This window comes from Legionella stuttgartensis (genome assembly GCF_977063405.2).
Genome location: NZ_CDRUHA020000033.1, coordinates 396,418 through 412,998 on the forward strand (window position 1 = coordinate 396,418; position 16,581 = coordinate 412,998).

Sequence of the window (16,581 nt, forward strand, 5' to 3'; positions counted from 1 at the left end):
TCCATCTTGAGCATATTTAAAATCTAGGTTGCTGGGAATTATTTGTCAAATTTTTATATTTTCTTGGCTAAGCATCGATCTAAGGCATTGGCAAATGCAGTTTTTTCCTTAATGCTTAATGCAGCTGGCCCCCCCGAATAATGACCCGTAGCGCGTAATTGTTCGTGTATATTCCTTAAATTTAAACGTTGTTTGATATTGTTTTCAGTATATTCTTCTCCGCGTGGATTAATTGCTAATCCTTTTTTAGCAATAACATCTGCAGCCAGAGGGATATCTGCGGTAATAACTAAATCAAAAGGTTTCAAATGAGTTGTGATATAATGGTCGGCACTATCAAAGCCTTTCACGACTTGTACTGCATCGATAAAAGGCGAGGGAGGATAATTAATAAAGGAATTAGCCACCAAGGTGAGTCGTGTTTTTGTACGGACTGCGGCGCGAAATAAGATCTCTTTAATTATTTTAGGGCACGCATCGGCATCTACCCAGATATGCATATTAATTAGATTGTCAGGCGAAAGTTAGAATGATTTTAGCAAGTAAGGCTGACAAGTAATATAGCCTAACTATATAATTTTATCCTTGCAAGCTGCCTTCATGATTTGAATCATCAGATTTTTCTTTTTTGGGAGAAAGTAATGAAAGTTTTCGCTTTTCTTTGTTGTTCACTGGTATCTTTTTGTGTTGCTGCTGAATCAACCTTGCCTGTTGGATGTCAGGCTGTTGCTGTTCAAGGTGAGTCAGTGACCCTACAAGCTAAAAGGAGCAGCCTCGTTTTTATTCATAATCTCACTTCTGCCGATTTATGGATTACCCATCCCGTTACCGAGCCAAGCGCTAGCGCAGGTTGGACAACCCGATTACAAGGTGGAAATTGGTCTGCATTAGCTTTGAATAAAGGCCCATTTGCTTTAAATTGCATTGAATCGAAGCCTGGCCATGAACAACAAGTTCCTTGTGAAGGTCTCATCGCGGTATGCAAATGGATTGGGGTGAAAACTCCCGCTAACGGACAAGACAGTACGTTTTGGGCAGCAGAAGATATGTCATTATCTGCCCTAAAGGCTGCGGTAGGTGCTCGTGGTTTTGTGATTCCGGTATCTAAGAGCTCTAAGTAAGCAAGAGAACGTTATTTCATCAATCAAAATTTGGACAAAGAAATTTAATTTTAAGGATTTATGATGTACATGAAGTTATTTGATAAAAAAACAGATCCAACAGAAAATAAGGTAACAGAGGATAAGGAAAAAAAAATCCAGTTAATACGTAATGTTTATTCTGTATTATCTCGTGATTTCTCAATGAGTGACGAGATGAAGCAGAAGATATTAATTGGTGCATTGATTCATACAACGCTCTCTGCAAAAGAAGTTCAAGCAGATATAGAAAATAGATATACATTCAGTACTATTCACTAAAAATTAGTGAAGCGAGATTAACTGGCGGTTGACTACTTATCTTGCTACTTTTATAGATAAGTGGTAGAACTGGGCAAAAGATATGTAACTTAAATGATAACAACTAAATACAAACAGGATAAGCGGTGAGCAAAAAATCAAAAGATCCCTTTTATAAACGGGAAAGTGAAAAATATACCGATCCTGTCCCCAGTCGCGAATTCATTATGGAAATTCTCAATGAATACGGGAAGCCGATGTCGCGCAATCAATTATTTGACAAATTAAAGATAAGCGATGAGCGAAAACAAGAGTCTATGGGGTTTAGACTAAAAGCTATGTTGCGCGATGGCCAAATTATGCAAGACCGCCGTAACCGCTTTTGTCTGATGCAACGCATTAATTTATCTCGTGGTACTGTTCAAGGACATCCAGATGGTTTTGGCTTTTTTATCCCTGGTGATGGTTCAGAAGATATGTTTTTATCCGCTAAAGAAATGCGGGGGGTGATGCATGGAGATGTGGTTCTGGCCTATCAGGTGGGTGTGGACCGACGCGGAAGACCCGAGGCAAAAATTCATGAAGTAATTGAGCATGCGAATGCCTCCGTGGTGGGACGGTTTTTTACCGATCATGGAGTTAGTTTTGTCTTGCCAGATAGCAAACATTTGACTCAGGATATTTCTATTCCACAAGAAATGGTGAATGGTGCCAAAAATGGTCAAATCGTTTTAGTTGAATTAATCTCCTTCCCCAGTAAGCGAACACAAGCCATAGGTAAAGTGGTTCATGTGCTTGGTGAGCATATGGCGCCAGGCATGGAAATTCAAGTTGCACTTTATGCACACGGAATACCTTTTGAGTGGCCAGAGGATGTGAGCATTGAAGTAGCAAAAATTCCACTCCATGTGGGTGAGGAACAAATTAAGGGGCGTACCGATCTTCGCAGCCTTCCTTTTGTTACGATTGACGGTGAAGATGCCAAAGATTTTGATGATGCAGTTTATTGTTACAAAAAGCCAAAAGGCGGTTTCCAATTATATGTTGCGATAGCAGATGTCAGTAATTACGTAATGCAAGATTCCGCGTTGGATAAAGAGGCCGCACGCCGTGGTAATTCGGTTTACTTTCCTGGGAAAGTAATTCCCATGTTACCTGAAGCTTTATCCAATGGTGTATGTTCGTTAAATCCTCATGTCGACCGGCTGTGTATGGTTGCTGAAATGTCTATTAGCAACGAAGGAAAGATTTCACGTTCCCGTTTTTATCGCGCAGTGATTCATTCCCATGCTCGATTGACCTATACTCAGGTTGGTTCTTGGCTTGAGCAGGGCGCCACAGACGAACAACATGGTTCTTTATGGCCTACTTTGCAAGCTCTTTATGATTTGTATCAAGTTTTATTGGTAACCCGGAAACTTCGCGGGGCAATGGATTTCGAAACAACTGAGACGCGAATAGAGTTTGATGAACATAAAAAAATTCAATGCATCATACCAGTGATTCGCAATGATGCTCATAAATTGATTGAAGAGTGTATGTTGGCTGCCAATGTGGCTACGGCACGATTTTTGGAAAAAGCGCAGATTCCTACTCTTTATCGAGTGCATGCTGCTCCTGAAGAGGATAAAGTTACGGCATTAAGGCAGTTTTTAGGTGAGTTAGGATTGCAATTGGGTGGGGGTAAGAGACCCGGGCCCAAAGATTTTCAGCGTACTATGAATTCTATAGAAGGACGGCCCGACCAACATTTGATTGAAACAGTAATGCTCCGTTCTTTAAAACAAGCGCACTATGTTGAAGCGAATGAAGGGCACTTTGGTCTCGCTTATTCTGCGTACACTCATTTTACTTCGCCCATCAGACGCTATCCGGATTTATTGATCCATCGTGCAATTGGTCATTTGTTAGACGATAATCCGGTTTATGAATTTAGTTATACCCATGAAGACATGAATCGATTGGGTAAACATTCATCGATGACCGAGCGTCGTGCAGATGAAGCTACAAGAGAAGTCGTGGCTTGGTTAAAATGTGAGTACATGCAAGATAAATTAGGGCAAGTATTCAAAGGGCGAATTTCTGCAGTGACGAGTTTTGGAATTTTTGTCGAACTTGATGAAATTTACGTCGAAGGTTTAGTCCACGTCACTTCATTAAAGAATGATTATTATAATTTTGACTCTGTAAAACATCGTTTGATTGGGACACGAGGAGGACAGGTATATCGCTTGGGAGACAAGATGACTGTTTTAGTGGCCCGCGTTGATCTGGATGAGCGTAAAATTGATTTTGAGCCGGTAGAGGAAGCAGTAAGTCATGAGTGAGCAGTATGTTTATGGGGTTCATGCGGTTTCTGCTTTGTTAACCAATCCGCATCGAGTGACTAAGAAACTCTATATAAGTGAAGACCGAGTAGACACACGATTGCAGGGCATCATTGATAAAGCTTTACAAGCGCATATCCATATTGAAAAGTTAAGCACCCAAAAAATGAACCAGCGTTTCCCAGACTTTACCCATCAAGGAGTCGTTGCAAGCGCTTCATCGTTGCCTGATTATAATGAGTCTCATTTGCTTGCATTATTGGAATCGAGTAAACAGCCTACATTGATTCTTATTCTAGATGGAGTGACCGATCCTCATAATTTAGGAGCCTGTTTGCGCACCGCAGATGCAACGGGTGTTGATTTTGTGGTAATTCCTAAAGATAAAAGCGCCAGTATTACTCCTGTAGTGAGCAAAGTCGCCTGTGGTGCAGCGGAATCAGTACCTTTGGTGAGAGTGACCAATTTAGTACGAAGCATGAAGCTTTTAAAGGAGAATGGGGTTTGGATTTATGGTGCAGCTGGCGAGGCAACCAGTTCTCTATATCAAATAGATTGCACTGGTGATGTTGCTATTGTGATGGGTGCTGAAGGTGAAGGGCTGCGTCGCCTGACCCGTGAACATTGTGATGGTTTATTTTCTTTGCCTATGTCAGGCAGTGTAACAAGTTTAAACGTTTCTGTAGCCACTGGTGTTTCTTTATATGAAATTATAAGGCAAAGAAAAGGGAGCGGTTCCTAATGAGTGAATTGAAAATGAAAGCGGCAAAAGCCGCGCTGCAATACATTGAAGATGATATGGTGGTTGGTGTAGGTACAGGATCTACAGTGAATTTCTTTATTAAAGAGCTTGCTACTATAAAACACCGAATTGATGCGTGTGTGTCAAGTTCCAAAGCAACAGAAGCGTTATTACGAAAAGAAGGTCTTCCTGTTATTGATTTAAACTCAGTACAGGATTTACCCATTTATATTGATGGGGCCGATGAAGTGACTGAGCATGGCGAAATGATTAAGGGTGGCGGTGGTGCACATACGCGCGAAAAAATAGTAGCCCAAGTAGCAGAAAAGTTTATTTGCATCGTCGACAACTCAAAGCTTGTGAAGCATTTGGGAAATTTCCCTGTAGCTGTTGAAGTGCTTCCTATGGCAAGAAGTCTGGTTGCGCGTCAATTAGTTCAATTGGGTGGTGATCCCGAATATAGAGAAGGATTTGTTACCGATAATGGTAATATTATTCTGGACTTGTTTAATTTAACCATCAATGAACCTATGGATATGGAAGAACGCATCAATCGAATAACTGGAGTGGTGGAAAACGGGATTTTTGCACATCGGACAGCGGATATAATTTTATTGGCTTCTCAAGATGGTGTGAAGCGTGTGAAATAGACAATCCAGGGAAATGTTTTAATGAGCCACTCTACCTTTTTCACAGGATAATACTTGGATACCGCGCATAAAGCGCGGTACGTAGGGAAAAAAATATGAGAGTCTCTTAAGACAAGTTCTGAGGTTTTGGTATTGTTCAATACCATAAAGTTAAGAAACTAAGTATCTCTACGTTCCGCAGCTTGTCCGCGGAACTCAGAGTCCCGTAATATCACCGGATCCCGCGGGTAAGCTGCGAACAAATTGTGAGGCGGAATATAAGATAATAGTATTAACTTAAGGTACTAACACTACGTTACGCTGAGTACTTTATAACTAAATAGGTTTTAGGCTAATGAACGAACATAAAGTTTACGTAAACCGAATTTTAAATATGAAAAAAATCAAGTTAATTGGTCTGGACATGGACCATACCTTGATTCGTTATAATTCTGAAAATTTTGAGTCGCTGGTTTATCAACTTGTTAAAGAGCAGTTGGTAGAAGTAAAGCATTATCCTGAGCAAATTAAAAAATTAAATTTTAATTATCATGATGCCATTCGTGGTTTGGTTATTGATAGAAAAAATGGCAATATTTTAAAGCTCAGTCGTTATGGTGCAATTCGGCAGAGTTATCACGGCACGAAACCTATCGATTATGTAGAACAACAACAAATTTATCGAAGTATCTATGTGGATTTGAGTGATCCGAATTATATGGCTATTGATACCTCTTTTTCCATTGCCTTTTGCGTTTTATATGGTCAATTGGTTCACTTGAAAGATACTCTATATCCTGAGGAAATTCCTAGTTATCAAACCATAGCGCAGGATGTACAATTTTGTGTAGATAAGGTCCATTCTGATGGTAGCTTAAAAACAATCATCAGTAAAAATTTACCAACATATGTAATTAAAGAACGCGCGCTGGTTGATGGGCTGAAGCACTTCATCCATCATGGTAAAAAAATATTTATTCTCACCAACTCTGATTTTTCTTATACCAAGCTATTGCTGGAATACGCAATTAATCCTTTTCTAAAGAAAGGTGAGAGTTGGATCAATTTATTTGAATTTGTCATTACCTTAGCCAATAAACCCCGCTTTTTTTACGATAATCTTCGTTTTTTATCAATTCATCCAGCTGTGGGTACAATGACTAATACAGTAGGTCCAATAGTGCCAGGCGTGTACCAAGGAGGTAATGCCAAAAAATTTACCGAAGATCTACATGTCCGTGGTGATGAGATTCTGTATATTGGCGATCACATTTATGGGGATATCTTAAGGTTGAAAAAAGATTGTAATTGGCGCACTGCTTTAGTTGTCGAAGAGCTTGGAGATGAAATAGCGGCGCAAGCACGAGCCATGCCCATAGAGAAAGAAATCAGCAAGGCAATGGACGTCAAAAAAGATTTAGAAAAACAATACGTCAAGTTGTACACTAAAATGGTTGATGAAGACTCAAAGCAATACAGCAATGAAATACAGGAGTTGCAAGCACAAATCAGCAGAATTGACGCACAGCTTACCAAATTGTTAAAAGAGCAACAAAGCTATTTTAATCCAAAATGGGAACGTATTTTTCGCGCGGGTGCCGAGGAAAGTTATTTTGCCTATCAAGTGGACCGTTTTGCATGTATTTATATGGAAAAACTATCGGATTTATTAGAGTACTCTCCTGTAACTTATTTTCGTGCGAACAGACGTCTCCTGGCGCATGATGTCGAAGTGTAGGCATCTTTGGTTGATCTTGAGTTAAAATGGTTCTAAGAAATGCTCACATGGCAGCTATGCTGTAATGGCACTAAGTTAAGCTTATTCTCTTAGAGCCTACGTTCAGCGACTTGTTCGCGGAAACCAAAGAGTGCTGGCTTCGTAGCTGGATCCCGCGAACAAGTCGCGGACGTAGGCAGAGAGGAAATATAAAAAATACTTTTAACTTAGTTCCATTAATCTGTGCTGCGTTTTTCTAAAACCAATTCAACCTGTACGCATTTGATTTTTCAGCAAGATTTTCTACTCGTGGCTAGGAGACAACAACTGTTTGAGGTAATAATGATGGTACAAATTGATGTTTCACTTGTACGAAGATTGATTGATTCACAATTTCCACAATGGGCTAATTTACCTATCAAACCCGTAGAATTTAGTGGTTGGGATAATAGAACCTTTCATCTAGGCGATGAAATGACCGTTCGCCTTCCAAGTGATACATTTTATGCGCTCCAAGTAGAAAAAGAACAGCATTGGCTTCCCTACCTTGCTCCTCATCTAACGTTGCAAATTCCAACACCTATAGCGAAAGGAGAGCCGGCAGAGGGCTATCTTTGGCAATGGTCAGTTTATCGATGGATTGAAGGGCAAACAGCATCCATTGAACGCGTTAACGATCAGAGCCTATTTGCCGCGGATCTTGCAAAATTTTTATTGGAATTACAAGCAATTGATACGACAGGAGGACCATTAGCTGGCGAGCACAGTTTCTATCGTGGAGGCCCACTGATAACTTATGATGCTGAAGTACAAGAGGCAATCAAAATTTTGGCGAAACAAACCGATACAGCAACTCTATCTTCAATATGGTCCGAGGCGCTCGCTGAGCCCTGGCAAAAACATCCTGTTTGGGTTCATGGTGATATTGCTGTGGGCAATTTATTGATTCAAGAAGGATGTCTTCGTGCAGTAATTGATTTTGGTCAATTGGCTATCGGTGATCCAGCATGTGATTTGGTACTTGCTTGGACATTTTTAAAAGCACAAAGTCGGGATGTGTTTCGTAGGACTCTTCAACTTGATAAAGCCACATGGGCGCGCGCTCGGGGATGGGCCTTGTGGAAAGCATTGATTGTATGTGCCGCATTACCAGGTACGAATCCTTTGGATATTACGAAATCTTGGAGTGTAATTGAGGAGATCATTGCAGATTATAATAATGACAACTAAGATCATATTGAGGCATGAATTAAATCCTCTAAGTAGGATTTTAGACCTATAGACAACTTATGGAATAAATAATTATAAGGAAAGCCATGTCAACAATTAACCTATTGAAAAGAGTGATTTTTGTATGTTGTTTGGTGGGTGTTACTGTATTCCTCAGTTCCTGCAATACAAGTGAACCCGATCAACCCATTTCATCAAGTAATGAAAAAGGTTATGGCGGAGAAGGAGGCGGTGGCCATTAAGTTTTAAATACTCATCATCTTGCAGTGTTTATCTGTGGGATGATGAGTGCCTTGCCAAATGGAAACGGAGTATTTATCAACTACCGAATTACTTTTCTTAATGTTTCCAGGCTAATATTTCCTCCACTTAAAACCACCACGGCATTTTTTCCTGGATAATCTTTGGCGCATTTTAAAAATGAAGCCAGAGCAACTCCTGCAGCACCTTCAATTAATAAATGTTGTGTTTTTATGATTGTAAGGAGTGCCGATTGAATTTCATTTTCGGAAACTAAAACAAAATCATCCACATAATCGCGACACAGGTCCAAAGTAATTGAGTCAGGCTCAATCCCCCCAGCTGTAGCATCTGAAAGGGTTGGCAAGGTTTCCATGGAAATAATTTTCCCTGCCTTTATTGACTCAGACATAACTGGAGAGTTTTCTGGTAAACACCCTATAATTTTGGTTTTTGGAGAAACGGCTTTCATGTATCCGGCAATTCCCCCAATTAATCCGCCTCCGCCAACGGGTATAAAAACTACATCAATGGAATTTAGTTGGCGCATCAGCTCTACAGCAATGGTGCCCTGACCCGCAACTACTTGAGTATTGTTATAGGGAGACACATAAACCATGCCCTGTTGTTTTGCATAGTCTATTGCGTGTAACTCAGTTTCTACACAATCGTTCCCATAGAGTTTAAGAGACGCATTATAAAAACCTATATTTTCCTTTTTTACGGGAGATACATTTTCGGGAACAAAAATAATTCCTTGGCGATTGAGCTGATGCAATCCATAGGCAATTGCTGCCCCATGGTTTCCGGTAGATGCCGCGATAATCCCATTTTGCTGCTCTGTTTTTAAAGACAATAAAGCATTAAATGCGCCGCGTACTTTGAATGAACCTGTATGCTGTAAATTCTCACATTTTAAATGAAGGTTTACCCGGGTTAATTTACTAAGTGGAACAGAGAAATCCAAAGGAGTTTCACGAATATAGGAACGAATTCTCTGTTCTGCCTTAAGTACTTCAGTTTTAATATCCAGCATGAGTTGCTTTCTCCCTCAACTATGAACGATGTGGGTAATTATATAGTGGCGCGTGAAATCTACTTATATAGACAAGAAAATAAATCAGTTCAAAAAATAATTTCTTAATTCTTCCTTAAGGTTTGATCTTTATACTTAATCCTGAACTAAAAGGGAGCCCGGATGCTATGCGTGTATTAATTATCGAAGACAGCGTTTTTAATGCATTTTGCTTATCTCGACTCATGGAGTCAGTGATTACTCCAATATCAATAGATGTCGTAAGCAACAGCCAAGATGCTTTGTCTTTTATAGATACACATGCACCAGATCTGGTTATTATTGATGGTGAGTTGAATTTGATTGATGAGTCCTCTACTCATGGCCCTCAACTTGCAGCGGTAATACTTCAAAAATACCCTCATCTTCCTCTTATCGCATGGTCAGATTCTGAATTTATGCACGGATCTTTTGCTAAGATTTTTATTCAATATAATCGGTTAGTTAATGAATATAATACTTGGACTAAAACCATAAGTCCGGAATGTATTCAAAAAACTTGGGCTTATTATTTTGATGAGTCAATTGGAAAAAAACAGCAAGCGTTCTCACATGCCTCTCATGCTAAAAGACTGGCTGGCTATCAACTAGACTGCATTTAGGCTTACATATGTTGTTCTGAACTTCTCTTAGGTATTGTCAGCAAAGACCTGAAATACGCGCTATAATTGTAAATATATACTGTTTACAGGACAAGTAAATAGATCTTTTTTTTTAAGGAAATCGCAAATGATGGATTATGAACGAATGCAGAGGCCTTCGGATCATCCACCAAAAAAAATACATAAAACAAAAAGAATTCGTAAAAAAGAAATGGATAATGATCTCAGTTCCTTAGGCCAGCAATTTAACAAGGCTAAAAATCACCAAAACAAAAAGCATGCACCAATAAAGGAGAGCATACTTGATTTGGAGGTACAACCTATTAAGACAGAAGAAGCATTTTATGCAAAAAGTATTCTGCAAAATATTCTAGAAAGCTCAATTGAGTATTCAATTGTAGGAACAGATTTGGATGGAAAAATAATTGTCTGGAACGAAGGAGCTTATCGTAATTACGGATACCATGCTACAGAAATGGTAAACAAGAAGAATATTTTGGACCTCTATAATCCCGAAGATATTAAATCCGGAGCTGCTCAGGAGTTTATGCAAAAAACATTGCGAGAGGGGAAGGCAGATAAGGAGTTTGAACGCATTCGCAAAGATGGGTCAACTTTTATTGCCTCGGTCACCTTAGCATTGCGTCGGGATAATGAAGGCCGCCCCATTGGGTTCGTTATGATTTCCAAAGACATTACTGAAGCAAAGAAAATTGAAAATCAATTGATAAAGACGAATGAAGAGTTAGAACAATTTGCTTATATTGCATCACATGATTTAAAGGCTCCTTTGCGGGCAATCGAACGTTTAGCGACCTGGATTGAAGAAGATAATATTGATAAGTTAGATGATAAATCGAAAGATCATTTGGCATTATTACGGCAACGTACGTTGCGTTTGGCCAATTTAATCGATGGAATATTACAATATTCACGAGCTGGTCGATTAGATTTGAATCTTGAGCTTGTAAATACCAAAGAAATTTTGAAGGAAATTATTGAGAGCCTTAATCAAGAAGGCCGATTTGAAATACATTATCCAAAACATCTGCCGATTTTTAAAACAGCTAAAATTCCATTGATGCAGGTATTATCTAATTTGCTGGGCAATTGCATAAAACACCACCATCGAAAAAAAGGTACGATTACAATTGAGATTGAAACATCAGGTGCCTTTTATACGTTTACGATTCATGATGATGGACCGGGAATTCCCTCCGAGTTTTTTGACAAAATTTTTATGGTTTTTCAAACGCTTAAATCAAGAGATGAATTGGAGTCTACAGGTGTTGGCCTGAGTATAGTGAAAAAAATTGTTGAAGCTCAGGGGGGGCGAGTTATGGTTCAATCTCGGGTTGGACATGGAACTTCGATGTCATTTACCTGGCCTAAGCAAATCAGCAAACAAGATTTGAACCCTCATTAATATCGTTTAGCGGATAGTAATGGCTACTAATCCTCTTTTTTGTTAGGGAACTCAAGCAGATTCCAATAGTGATGTAAGGATGAAATTACTTCCATAAAGTCTGAAATTTGAAATGGTTTGACAATATAGCCAGCCGCATTCAAGTTGTATGCATCTATTTTATCTTTTTCACTATTTGAAGTAGTAAGAATAAAAATCAATAGAGATTTTAATTGTTTATTGGTTCGAAGAGTTTTCATAAACTCGATACCATTCATTTTAGGCATATTGATGTCTAAGAGAATTATTTTTGGGGTTGGTGTTAGTTTCTTTTCTCCATTAATGCCTAATAATTTGTTTAAGGCATCTATCCCATTAGTAGCCACATGCAGTGGATTATTGATTTTATTTTTTTTAAATGTTCTTTGCATATCTTTGATATCAATTTCATCGTCATCCACAAGCATAAAATTAATGGATTTGTCCAATTGATACATAATTTTTATTCCCTATGACCGTGTAATATAGATTATAGGCAATAAAGTTAACTATTTCACATAATGATCTTTTATTGATACTATAATCAAAGTATGAATCAATATAATTAGGATAAGTCTCTTTTAGAAAACTAATTCCTAATAACCGTGATTTTGAGCCATTTAAAGAACACCATCGCGGCAGGAGAATGACTATGGAATCCAAAGGAAACATCGTTGATATTTTGTATATTGAGGATGATATTGTTGATGTCGAGGGTGTAAAACGTGTATTTAAAAAAGTTAAAGAGTCGTGCGCTATTGAGGTGGCTTCAAATGGTGAAGAAGCATTAAATAAATTATTCGGGCGGGATGGACAAGCAAAAATTCATCCGAAAGTTATTCTCCTTGATATTAATGTCCCTAAAATGAATGGGATCGATTTGCTGAAAATTATCCGTAAAGATCCTTCATTAGCTTTTACCGAAGTATTTATTTTGACTAATGCTTATACAAAAGAGGATAAGCTTGCGATCAAGGACTTAAATGTTAGAGGACAAATTATTAAACCTCTTGAATATGGTGACGCCTTGAATATTTATTGGGCAACCCATCATGTATAAAATGAAGCGCTAATGCTTCACATACCGCACAACCACGCTGCTTCATCGCATAACAAAACATTATTAATGAGCTGCATCCCAATTAGCGCCTGTACCAATAGAGACTACCAGCGGAATGGAAAGTTCCACTGTATGCTCCATTAATTCTCGAATTATCTTTTTGCTTGACTCAATCTCTTGGGCATTTACTTCAAAAACCAATTCATCATGTACTTGCATAATCATCTTGGCGGGTGGATTTTTTTGCTCATTTTGCCATTTAGCAATAGATATCATCGCTTTTTTAATGATGTCTGCAGCAGTACCCTGCATCGGTGCATTGATTGCTGTTCGCTCTGCTGCCTTTTGGCGTATCATGTTGCGTGCATTTATTTCGGGTAAATACAAACGTCTACCAAACAAGGTTTCTACATAACCTAGATGATGAGCTTGCTGTCGGGTGCGATTCATGTATTCCAAAACTTTAGGATAGCGCTGGAAATAGGTGTCAATGTAATATTGTGCATCCTGACGTTCCACCCCGATTTGTTTAGCCAAACCAAAAGCAGACATTCCATAAATCAAACCAAAATTGACTGCTTTGGCGCGACGGCGTTGCTCACTGCTGACTTCATTTAAGGGTGTTTGAAAAATTTCGCTGGCTGTTGCTGCATGAATATCCCAACCGTGAGCAAAGGCTTTTAATAGATTTTCATCTTGTGATAAATGAGCCATGATTCGTAATTCGATTTGCGAGTAATCTGCTGCAAGAATGATGCAGTTTTCAGGTGCTATAAATGCAGTACGAATGAGCCGGCCTTCCTCACTTCGAATTGGAATATTTTGCAAATTGGGCTCGCTTGAAGAGAGTCGGCCTGTGGCAGCGACTGCCTGGTTGTACGTTGTATGTACTCGGTGCGTCTGCGGATTAATTTTTTTAGGTAGGGTATCAATATATGTAGAAACTAGTTTCGTTAGACTGCGGTATTCGAGAATTACTGCCGCAAGACGGTAATCATAAGCGAGTTCTTGCAGTACAGACTCTGCTGTGGAAGGTTGTCCGGTTGGTGTTTTTGCGATCACTGGTAGTTTGTGTGAATCAAAGAGGATCTCTTGTAATTGTTTGGGAGAATTCAGATTAAAAGGTTTGCCTGCCAATTGTAATGCTTCTTGCTCTAGCGCATTAATGCGCTCTTTTAAACGGTTTCCATGCTTCTCCAAAGTTACGGAGTCAATCAGCACTCCAAGTCGCTCCATATCAGCAAGCACCGTAACTAATGGCATTTCTATATCATTGAATACTTTTTGCACTGATTCAGGGAGCAAAGGGAACAGTTTATTGTGAAGTTGCAGCGTAATCTCTGCATCTTCAGCGGCATAAGCTGCTGCTTTATCCACCGGAATTTGATCAAAACGCAGTTGTTTTACTCCTTTTCCCGCAACTTCTTCATAACTAATGGCTTTATGTCCTAGATATTTTAAGGCCATTGAATCCATGTCATGACGCCCGGCACCGCTATTAAGCACATAAGATTCTAACATGGTGTCATAACAGATGCCTTGAAGGCTGATGCCATGATTTTTCAATACGGAATAATCATATTTGAGGTTTTGGCCGATTTTTTTAATTTTGGGATTTTCTAAGATAGGTTTTAATGCAGTTAATACTTCTTCACGAATTAATTGGGTCGTTCCATCTGTATGCGTAAATGGAATATATACGGCTTTTCCTTCTTCAATCGCTAAAGAAATTCCGACGATTTCTGCAAGCATAATCTCAATGCTGGTTGTTTCTGTATCAATGCAAAATGCTTGGCATTGTTCCAGTTGATTGAGTAAATGATTTAATTGGTGATTGGTGGTAATTAATTCGAAGGGAATGTTGAATGTACTAGGTTTTGAGGATGTACTTCCTTCTTCTCCTAAAAGATCTTTCAGCCAGTTTTTAAACTCAAATTGACGGGTTAACTCAATGAGTTGTTCTTTATTCATTGGCTTAGGTTTTAACTCCCCCCAGCTTAGAGGTAAATCAACATCTGTTTTAATCGTCACCAATTTTTTGGATAATGGCAGTTGAGGTATGCCTGCACGTAAGTACTCACCAATTTTGCCACTAATTTCAGCTGCATGTTGAAGGAGATTATCCAGAGTTTGATATTCGGTAAGCCATTTGACTGCGGTTTTAGGTCCACATTTGGTTATCCCTGGAATGTTATCCACACTGTCGCCAATAAGTGTAAGATAATCAATCATTTGCTCTGGTACTATCCCAAATTTTTCTTTGACCCCATCAATACCCATGATGGTATTACTCATAGTATTGATTAATGTAATATGTTCATTAACGAGCTGAGCCATATCTTTATCGCCAGTCGAAATGACCACAGAAATTCCTTGTTCGGTCGCCTGCCTTGCCAAAGTCCCTATTACATCATCGGCTTCAACGCCTTCGATAATCAATATGGGAAGTCCCATCGCTTCCAGTATCTGGATCAAGGGCGCAAATTGAGAGCTTAACTCTTGGGGCATAGGCGGTCTATGCGCTTTGTATTCTGGATACCATTCATCTCGGAATGTTTTTCCCTTGGCATCAAAGACTACTGCTAATTCTTCTGGTTGATAGTCTTTAATGAGCTTTTTAATCATATTAGCTACCCCATAGATGGCACCTGTGGGTTGGCCTTTTGAATTAGTTAAAGGCGGTAGCGCGTGGAAGGCGCGAAAGAAATAGGATGAGCCATCAATAAGAATCAAGGGGGATGTCATAGTTACTCTGCCTCTGCTTTGGCTAGTTGCTTCTTCAATGATTCAACTTGTTCCGAAAGTGCTTTAATGTTTTTACGTATCAAAGGGATTCGATTGACACCTAACTCATGTTGAATGGCAATATCTTTAGGGCGAGCTGGATTGCCTAAATAAACATTTCCTTCTTTCAAATGTTTGTTCGGTGGTACCCCTGTACGAGCACCTAATACCACCCCGTCATCAATACGTACATGATCGCTAACCCCAACATTCGCCGCAAAAATTACGTGATTTCCGGAAGTCGTACTTCCTGCTATGCCAGTGAAACCACATAAAATGTTATGTTTACCCAATTTAACAGAATGCGCTATCTGGACCAGGTTATCAATTTTGGTCCCCTCGCCAATAACAGTCGCCCCCATGGTGGCGCGATCTATGGCGGTATTTGCTCCTATTTCTACATCGTCTTTAATAATGACTCGCCCAACATGAGGTACTTTGAGGTGTTTGCCATCAACAAAGGTGTAACCAAAACCATCAGAGCCAATAACAGTAGATGCATGAATTATGACTCGGGAGCCAATTTGACACGAATCATACACAGTGACATGAGAATGAATGGTGGTGTGAGCACCGAGAGTCACCTCACGACCAATATGAATATGGCTTTTTAAAATACAATGATCCCCAATAACGCTACCTGATTCGATGACCACATAGGGCCCTATAAATACTTCCTTCCCTAATTGCACTCCTTCGCCGATAACTGCAGTGGGGTGAATGCTAGGAACGACTGTTTGGGGCGGATTAAAGTGATTCATCAGAGTAATAAAGGCTTTGAATGGATGCTTTACTTGTATTAATGGTTTTTGAGAGGTAGTGATTTGTTCATTGACTAATATAGCAGCTGCTGGTGAGGCCTCTGCCAATTTTATATTTTCATTACTGTCAGCGAACACTAAGCTTCCAGGTTTAATTTCATCAATAGGAGATAAGAAAGAGATTTTTATTGAGTCATCACCTATGACTACCCCTTGTACCTTATTTGCGACATCACGTAGTGAATAACTCATTTGTAAGCCTTTTTTTATAAAATAGCTGATTATATACTCAAGAAACCTCCATTGCTATGTTTTAAATGACTTGATTGCTTTGCGTAGAATCATCTACAAAGTGAGTCTTTATTAAGTCCCTTTCATTTTTTAAATTGGAATAAAATATGGTGATACCTGAGCTCGCTGTCTTTCACCGTGACTACAATTTTGACTTCATTGGATGAAGATTATGAACCATTTTCTGAAGCGCAACAAAGCCCGGCAGCCGCGGTTAAAATGTAGTGATATGAAGTATAGAAAAGTAGGTCCAAATACTGTATAAAATTAGCCTGAATG

16 protein-coding genes are annotated in these 16,581 nt (G+C 39.2%); 11 read left to right on the top strand and 5 right to left on the bottom strand.

Annotated features, from left to right (window positions below):
• Positions 1 to 53: 53 nt before the first annotated feature.
• Positions 54 to 500 carry a YaiI/YqxD family protein gene (locus tag ACWTEW_RS10410; protein ID WP_454781607.1) on the bottom strand — a complete coding sequence of 149 codons (447 nt, stop codon included), beginning with the start codon at positions 498 to 500 and terminating at the stop codon, positions 54 to 56.
• A 141-nt stretch (positions 501 to 641) separates the two neighbouring features.
• Here ACWTEW_RS10410 and ACWTEW_RS10415 point away from each other — a divergent pair, with 141 nt between their 5' ends.
• The 8 genes from ACWTEW_RS10415 (at position 642) to ACWTEW_RS10450 (ending at position 8,287) form a co-directional block, all read left to right on the top strand.
• Positions 642 to 1,121, top strand: coding sequence for a hypothetical protein (locus tag ACWTEW_RS10415; RefSeq protein ID WP_454781608.1), 480 nt, complete (start codon positions 642 to 644; stop codon positions 1,119 to 1,121).
• A gap of 60 nt (positions 1,122 to 1,181) precedes the next feature.
• Positions 1,182 to 1,421, top strand: a complete 240-nt coding sequence (locus tag ACWTEW_RS10420; protein WP_454781609.1) for a hypothetical protein — start codon at positions 1,182 to 1,184, stop codon at positions 1,419 to 1,421.
• A gap of 125 nt (positions 1,422 to 1,546) precedes the next feature.
• On the top strand, positions 1,547 to 3,727 hold the full coding sequence (gene rnr / locus ACWTEW_RS10425; RefSeq protein WP_454781610.1) for a ribonuclease R: 2,181 nt from the start codon (positions 1,547 to 1,549) through the stop codon (positions 3,725 to 3,727).
• Entirely contained in the window at positions 3,720 to 4,469 is a 750-nt protein-coding gene (gene rlmB / locus ACWTEW_RS10430; RefSeq protein ID WP_454781611.1) for a 23S rRNA (guanosine(2251)-2'-O)-methyltransferase RlmB, read from the top strand. Before rnr ends, rlmB begins: the two co-directional genes overlap by 8 nt.
• Positions 4,469 to 5,119: a ribose-5-phosphate isomerase RpiA gene (gene rpiA / locus ACWTEW_RS10435; RefSeq protein ID WP_454781612.1), complete on the top strand. Its 651-nt coding sequence runs from the start codon at positions 4,469 to 4,471 to the stop codon at positions 5,117 to 5,119. Before rlmB ends, rpiA begins: the two co-directional genes overlap by 1 nt.
• 334 nt (positions 5,120 to 5,453) lie before the next feature.
• Positions 5,454 to 6,836, top strand: coding sequence for an HAD-IG family 5'-nucleotidase (locus ACWTEW_RS10440; RefSeq protein ID WP_454781613.1), 1,383 nt, complete (start codon positions 5,454 to 5,456; stop codon positions 6,834 to 6,836).
• 321 nt (positions 6,837 to 7,157) lie between these two features.
• Entirely contained in the window at positions 7,158 to 8,045 is an 888-nt protein-coding gene (locus ACWTEW_RS10445) for an aminoglycoside phosphotransferase family protein (RefSeq protein WP_454781614.1), read from the top strand.
• Between the two features lie 86 nt (positions 8,046 to 8,131).
• Positions 8,132 to 8,287, top strand: a complete 156-nt coding sequence (locus tag ACWTEW_RS10450; RefSeq protein WP_454781615.1) for a hypothetical protein — start codon at positions 8,132 to 8,134, stop codon at positions 8,285 to 8,287.
• An 80-nt stretch (positions 8,288 to 8,367) separates the two neighbouring features.
• Here the strand turns inward: ACWTEW_RS10450 and ACWTEW_RS10455 are convergent, their stop codons facing one another.
• Entirely contained in the window at positions 8,368 to 9,321 is a 954-nt protein-coding gene (locus ACWTEW_RS10455) for a threonine/serine dehydratase (protein ID WP_454781616.1), read from the bottom strand.
• Positions 9,322 to 9,488: 167 nt separating this feature from the next.
• Here ACWTEW_RS10455 and ACWTEW_RS10460 point away from each other — a divergent pair, with 167 nt between their 5' ends.
• On the top strand, positions 9,489 to 9,962 hold the full coding sequence (locus ACWTEW_RS10460; RefSeq protein ID WP_454781617.1) for a response regulator: 474 nt from the start codon (positions 9,489 to 9,491) through the stop codon (positions 9,960 to 9,962).
• A 127-nt stretch (positions 9,963 to 10,089) separates the two neighbouring features.
• On the top strand, positions 10,090 to 11,388 hold the full coding sequence (locus ACWTEW_RS10465; protein WP_454781618.1) for a sensor histidine kinase: 1,299 nt from the start codon (positions 10,090 to 10,092) through the stop codon (positions 11,386 to 11,388).
• Between the two features lie 26 nt (positions 11,389 to 11,414).
• Here ACWTEW_RS10465 and ACWTEW_RS10470 read toward each other — a convergent pair whose 3' ends face one another.
• Positions 11,415 to 11,864 (bottom strand): response regulator, encoded by a 450-nt coding sequence (locus tag ACWTEW_RS10470; protein WP_454781619.1) that lies wholly within the window; start codon positions 11,862 to 11,864, stop codon positions 11,415 to 11,417.
• A 194-nt stretch (positions 11,865 to 12,058) separates the two neighbouring features.
• On the opposite strand from ACWTEW_RS10470, the gene ACWTEW_RS10475 reads away from it, so the two are divergent.
• Complete coding sequence (locus ACWTEW_RS10475) at positions 12,059 to 12,466, top strand: response regulator (protein ID WP_454781620.1); 408 nt, start codon at positions 12,059 to 12,061, stop codon at positions 12,464 to 12,466.
• A gap of 63 nt (positions 12,467 to 12,529) precedes the next feature.
• Here ACWTEW_RS10475 and polA read toward each other — a convergent pair whose 3' ends face one another.
• Both polA and lpxD read right to left on the bottom strand, forming a co-directional pair.
• Positions 12,530 to 15,211 carry a DNA polymerase I gene (gene polA, locus ACWTEW_RS10480; RefSeq protein ID WP_454781621.1) on the bottom strand — a complete coding sequence of 894 codons (2,682 nt, stop codon included), beginning with the start codon at positions 15,209 to 15,211 and terminating at the stop codon, positions 12,530 to 12,532.
• Between the two features lie 2 nt (positions 15,212 to 15,213).
• On the bottom strand, positions 15,214 to 16,263 hold the full coding sequence (gene lpxD / locus ACWTEW_RS10485; protein ID WP_454781622.1) for a UDP-3-O-(3-hydroxymyristoyl)glucosamine N-acyltransferase: 1,050 nt from the start codon (positions 16,261 to 16,263) through the stop codon (positions 15,214 to 15,216).
• Positions 16,264 to 16,581 lie beyond the last annotated feature (318 nt).

Coding starts and splice junctions, on each gene's coding strand:
- ACWTEW_RS10465 (WP_454781618.1), top strand. CDS start 10,090: ATGATGGATTATGAACGAATGCAGAGGCCTTCGGATCATCCACCAAAA.
- lpxD (WP_454781622.1), bottom strand. CDS start 16,263: ATGAGTTATTCACTACGTGATGTCGCAAATAAGGTACAAGGGGTAGTC.
- ACWTEW_RS10410 (WP_454781607.1), bottom strand. CDS start 500: ATGCATATCTGGGTAGATGCCGATGCGTGCCCTAAAATAATTAAAGAG.
- rpiA (WP_454781612.1), top strand. CDS start 4,469: ATGAGTGAATTGAAAATGAAAGCGGCAAAAGCCGCGCTGCAATACATT.
- rlmB (WP_454781611.1), top strand. CDS start 3,720: ATGAGTGAGCAGTATGTTTATGGGGTTCATGCGGTTTCTGCTTTGTTA.
- ACWTEW_RS10470 (WP_454781619.1), bottom strand. CDS start 11,864: ATGTATCAATTGGACAAATCCATTAATTTTATGCTTGTGGATGACGAT.
- polA (WP_454781621.1), bottom strand. CDS start 15,211: ATGACATCCCCCTTGATTCTTATTGATGGCTCATCCTATTTCTTTCGC.
- ACWTEW_RS10475 (WP_454781620.1), top strand. CDS start 12,059: ATGGAATCCAAAGGAAACATCGTTGATATTTTGTATATTGAGGATGAT.
- ACWTEW_RS10460 (WP_454781617.1), top strand. CDS start 9,489: ATGCGTGTATTAATTATCGAAGACAGCGTTTTTAATGCATTTTGCTTA.
- ACWTEW_RS10445 (WP_454781614.1), top strand. CDS start 7,158: ATGATGGTACAAATTGATGTTTCACTTGTACGAAGATTGATTGATTCA.
- ACWTEW_RS10455 (WP_454781616.1), bottom strand. CDS start 9,321: ATGCTGGATATTAAAACTGAAGTACTTAAGGCAGAACAGAGAATTCGT.
- ACWTEW_RS10420 (WP_454781609.1), top strand. CDS start 1,182: ATGATGTACATGAAGTTATTTGATAAAAAAACAGATCCAACAGAAAAT.
- ACWTEW_RS10440 (WP_454781613.1), top strand. CDS start 5,454: ATGAACGAACATAAAGTTTACGTAAACCGAATTTTAAATATGAAAAAA.
- ACWTEW_RS10450 (WP_454781615.1), top strand. CDS start 8,132: ATGTCAACAATTAACCTATTGAAAAGAGTGATTTTTGTATGTTGTTTG.
- ACWTEW_RS10415 (WP_454781608.1), top strand. CDS start 642: ATGAAAGTTTTCGCTTTTCTTTGTTGTTCACTGGTATCTTTTTGTGTT.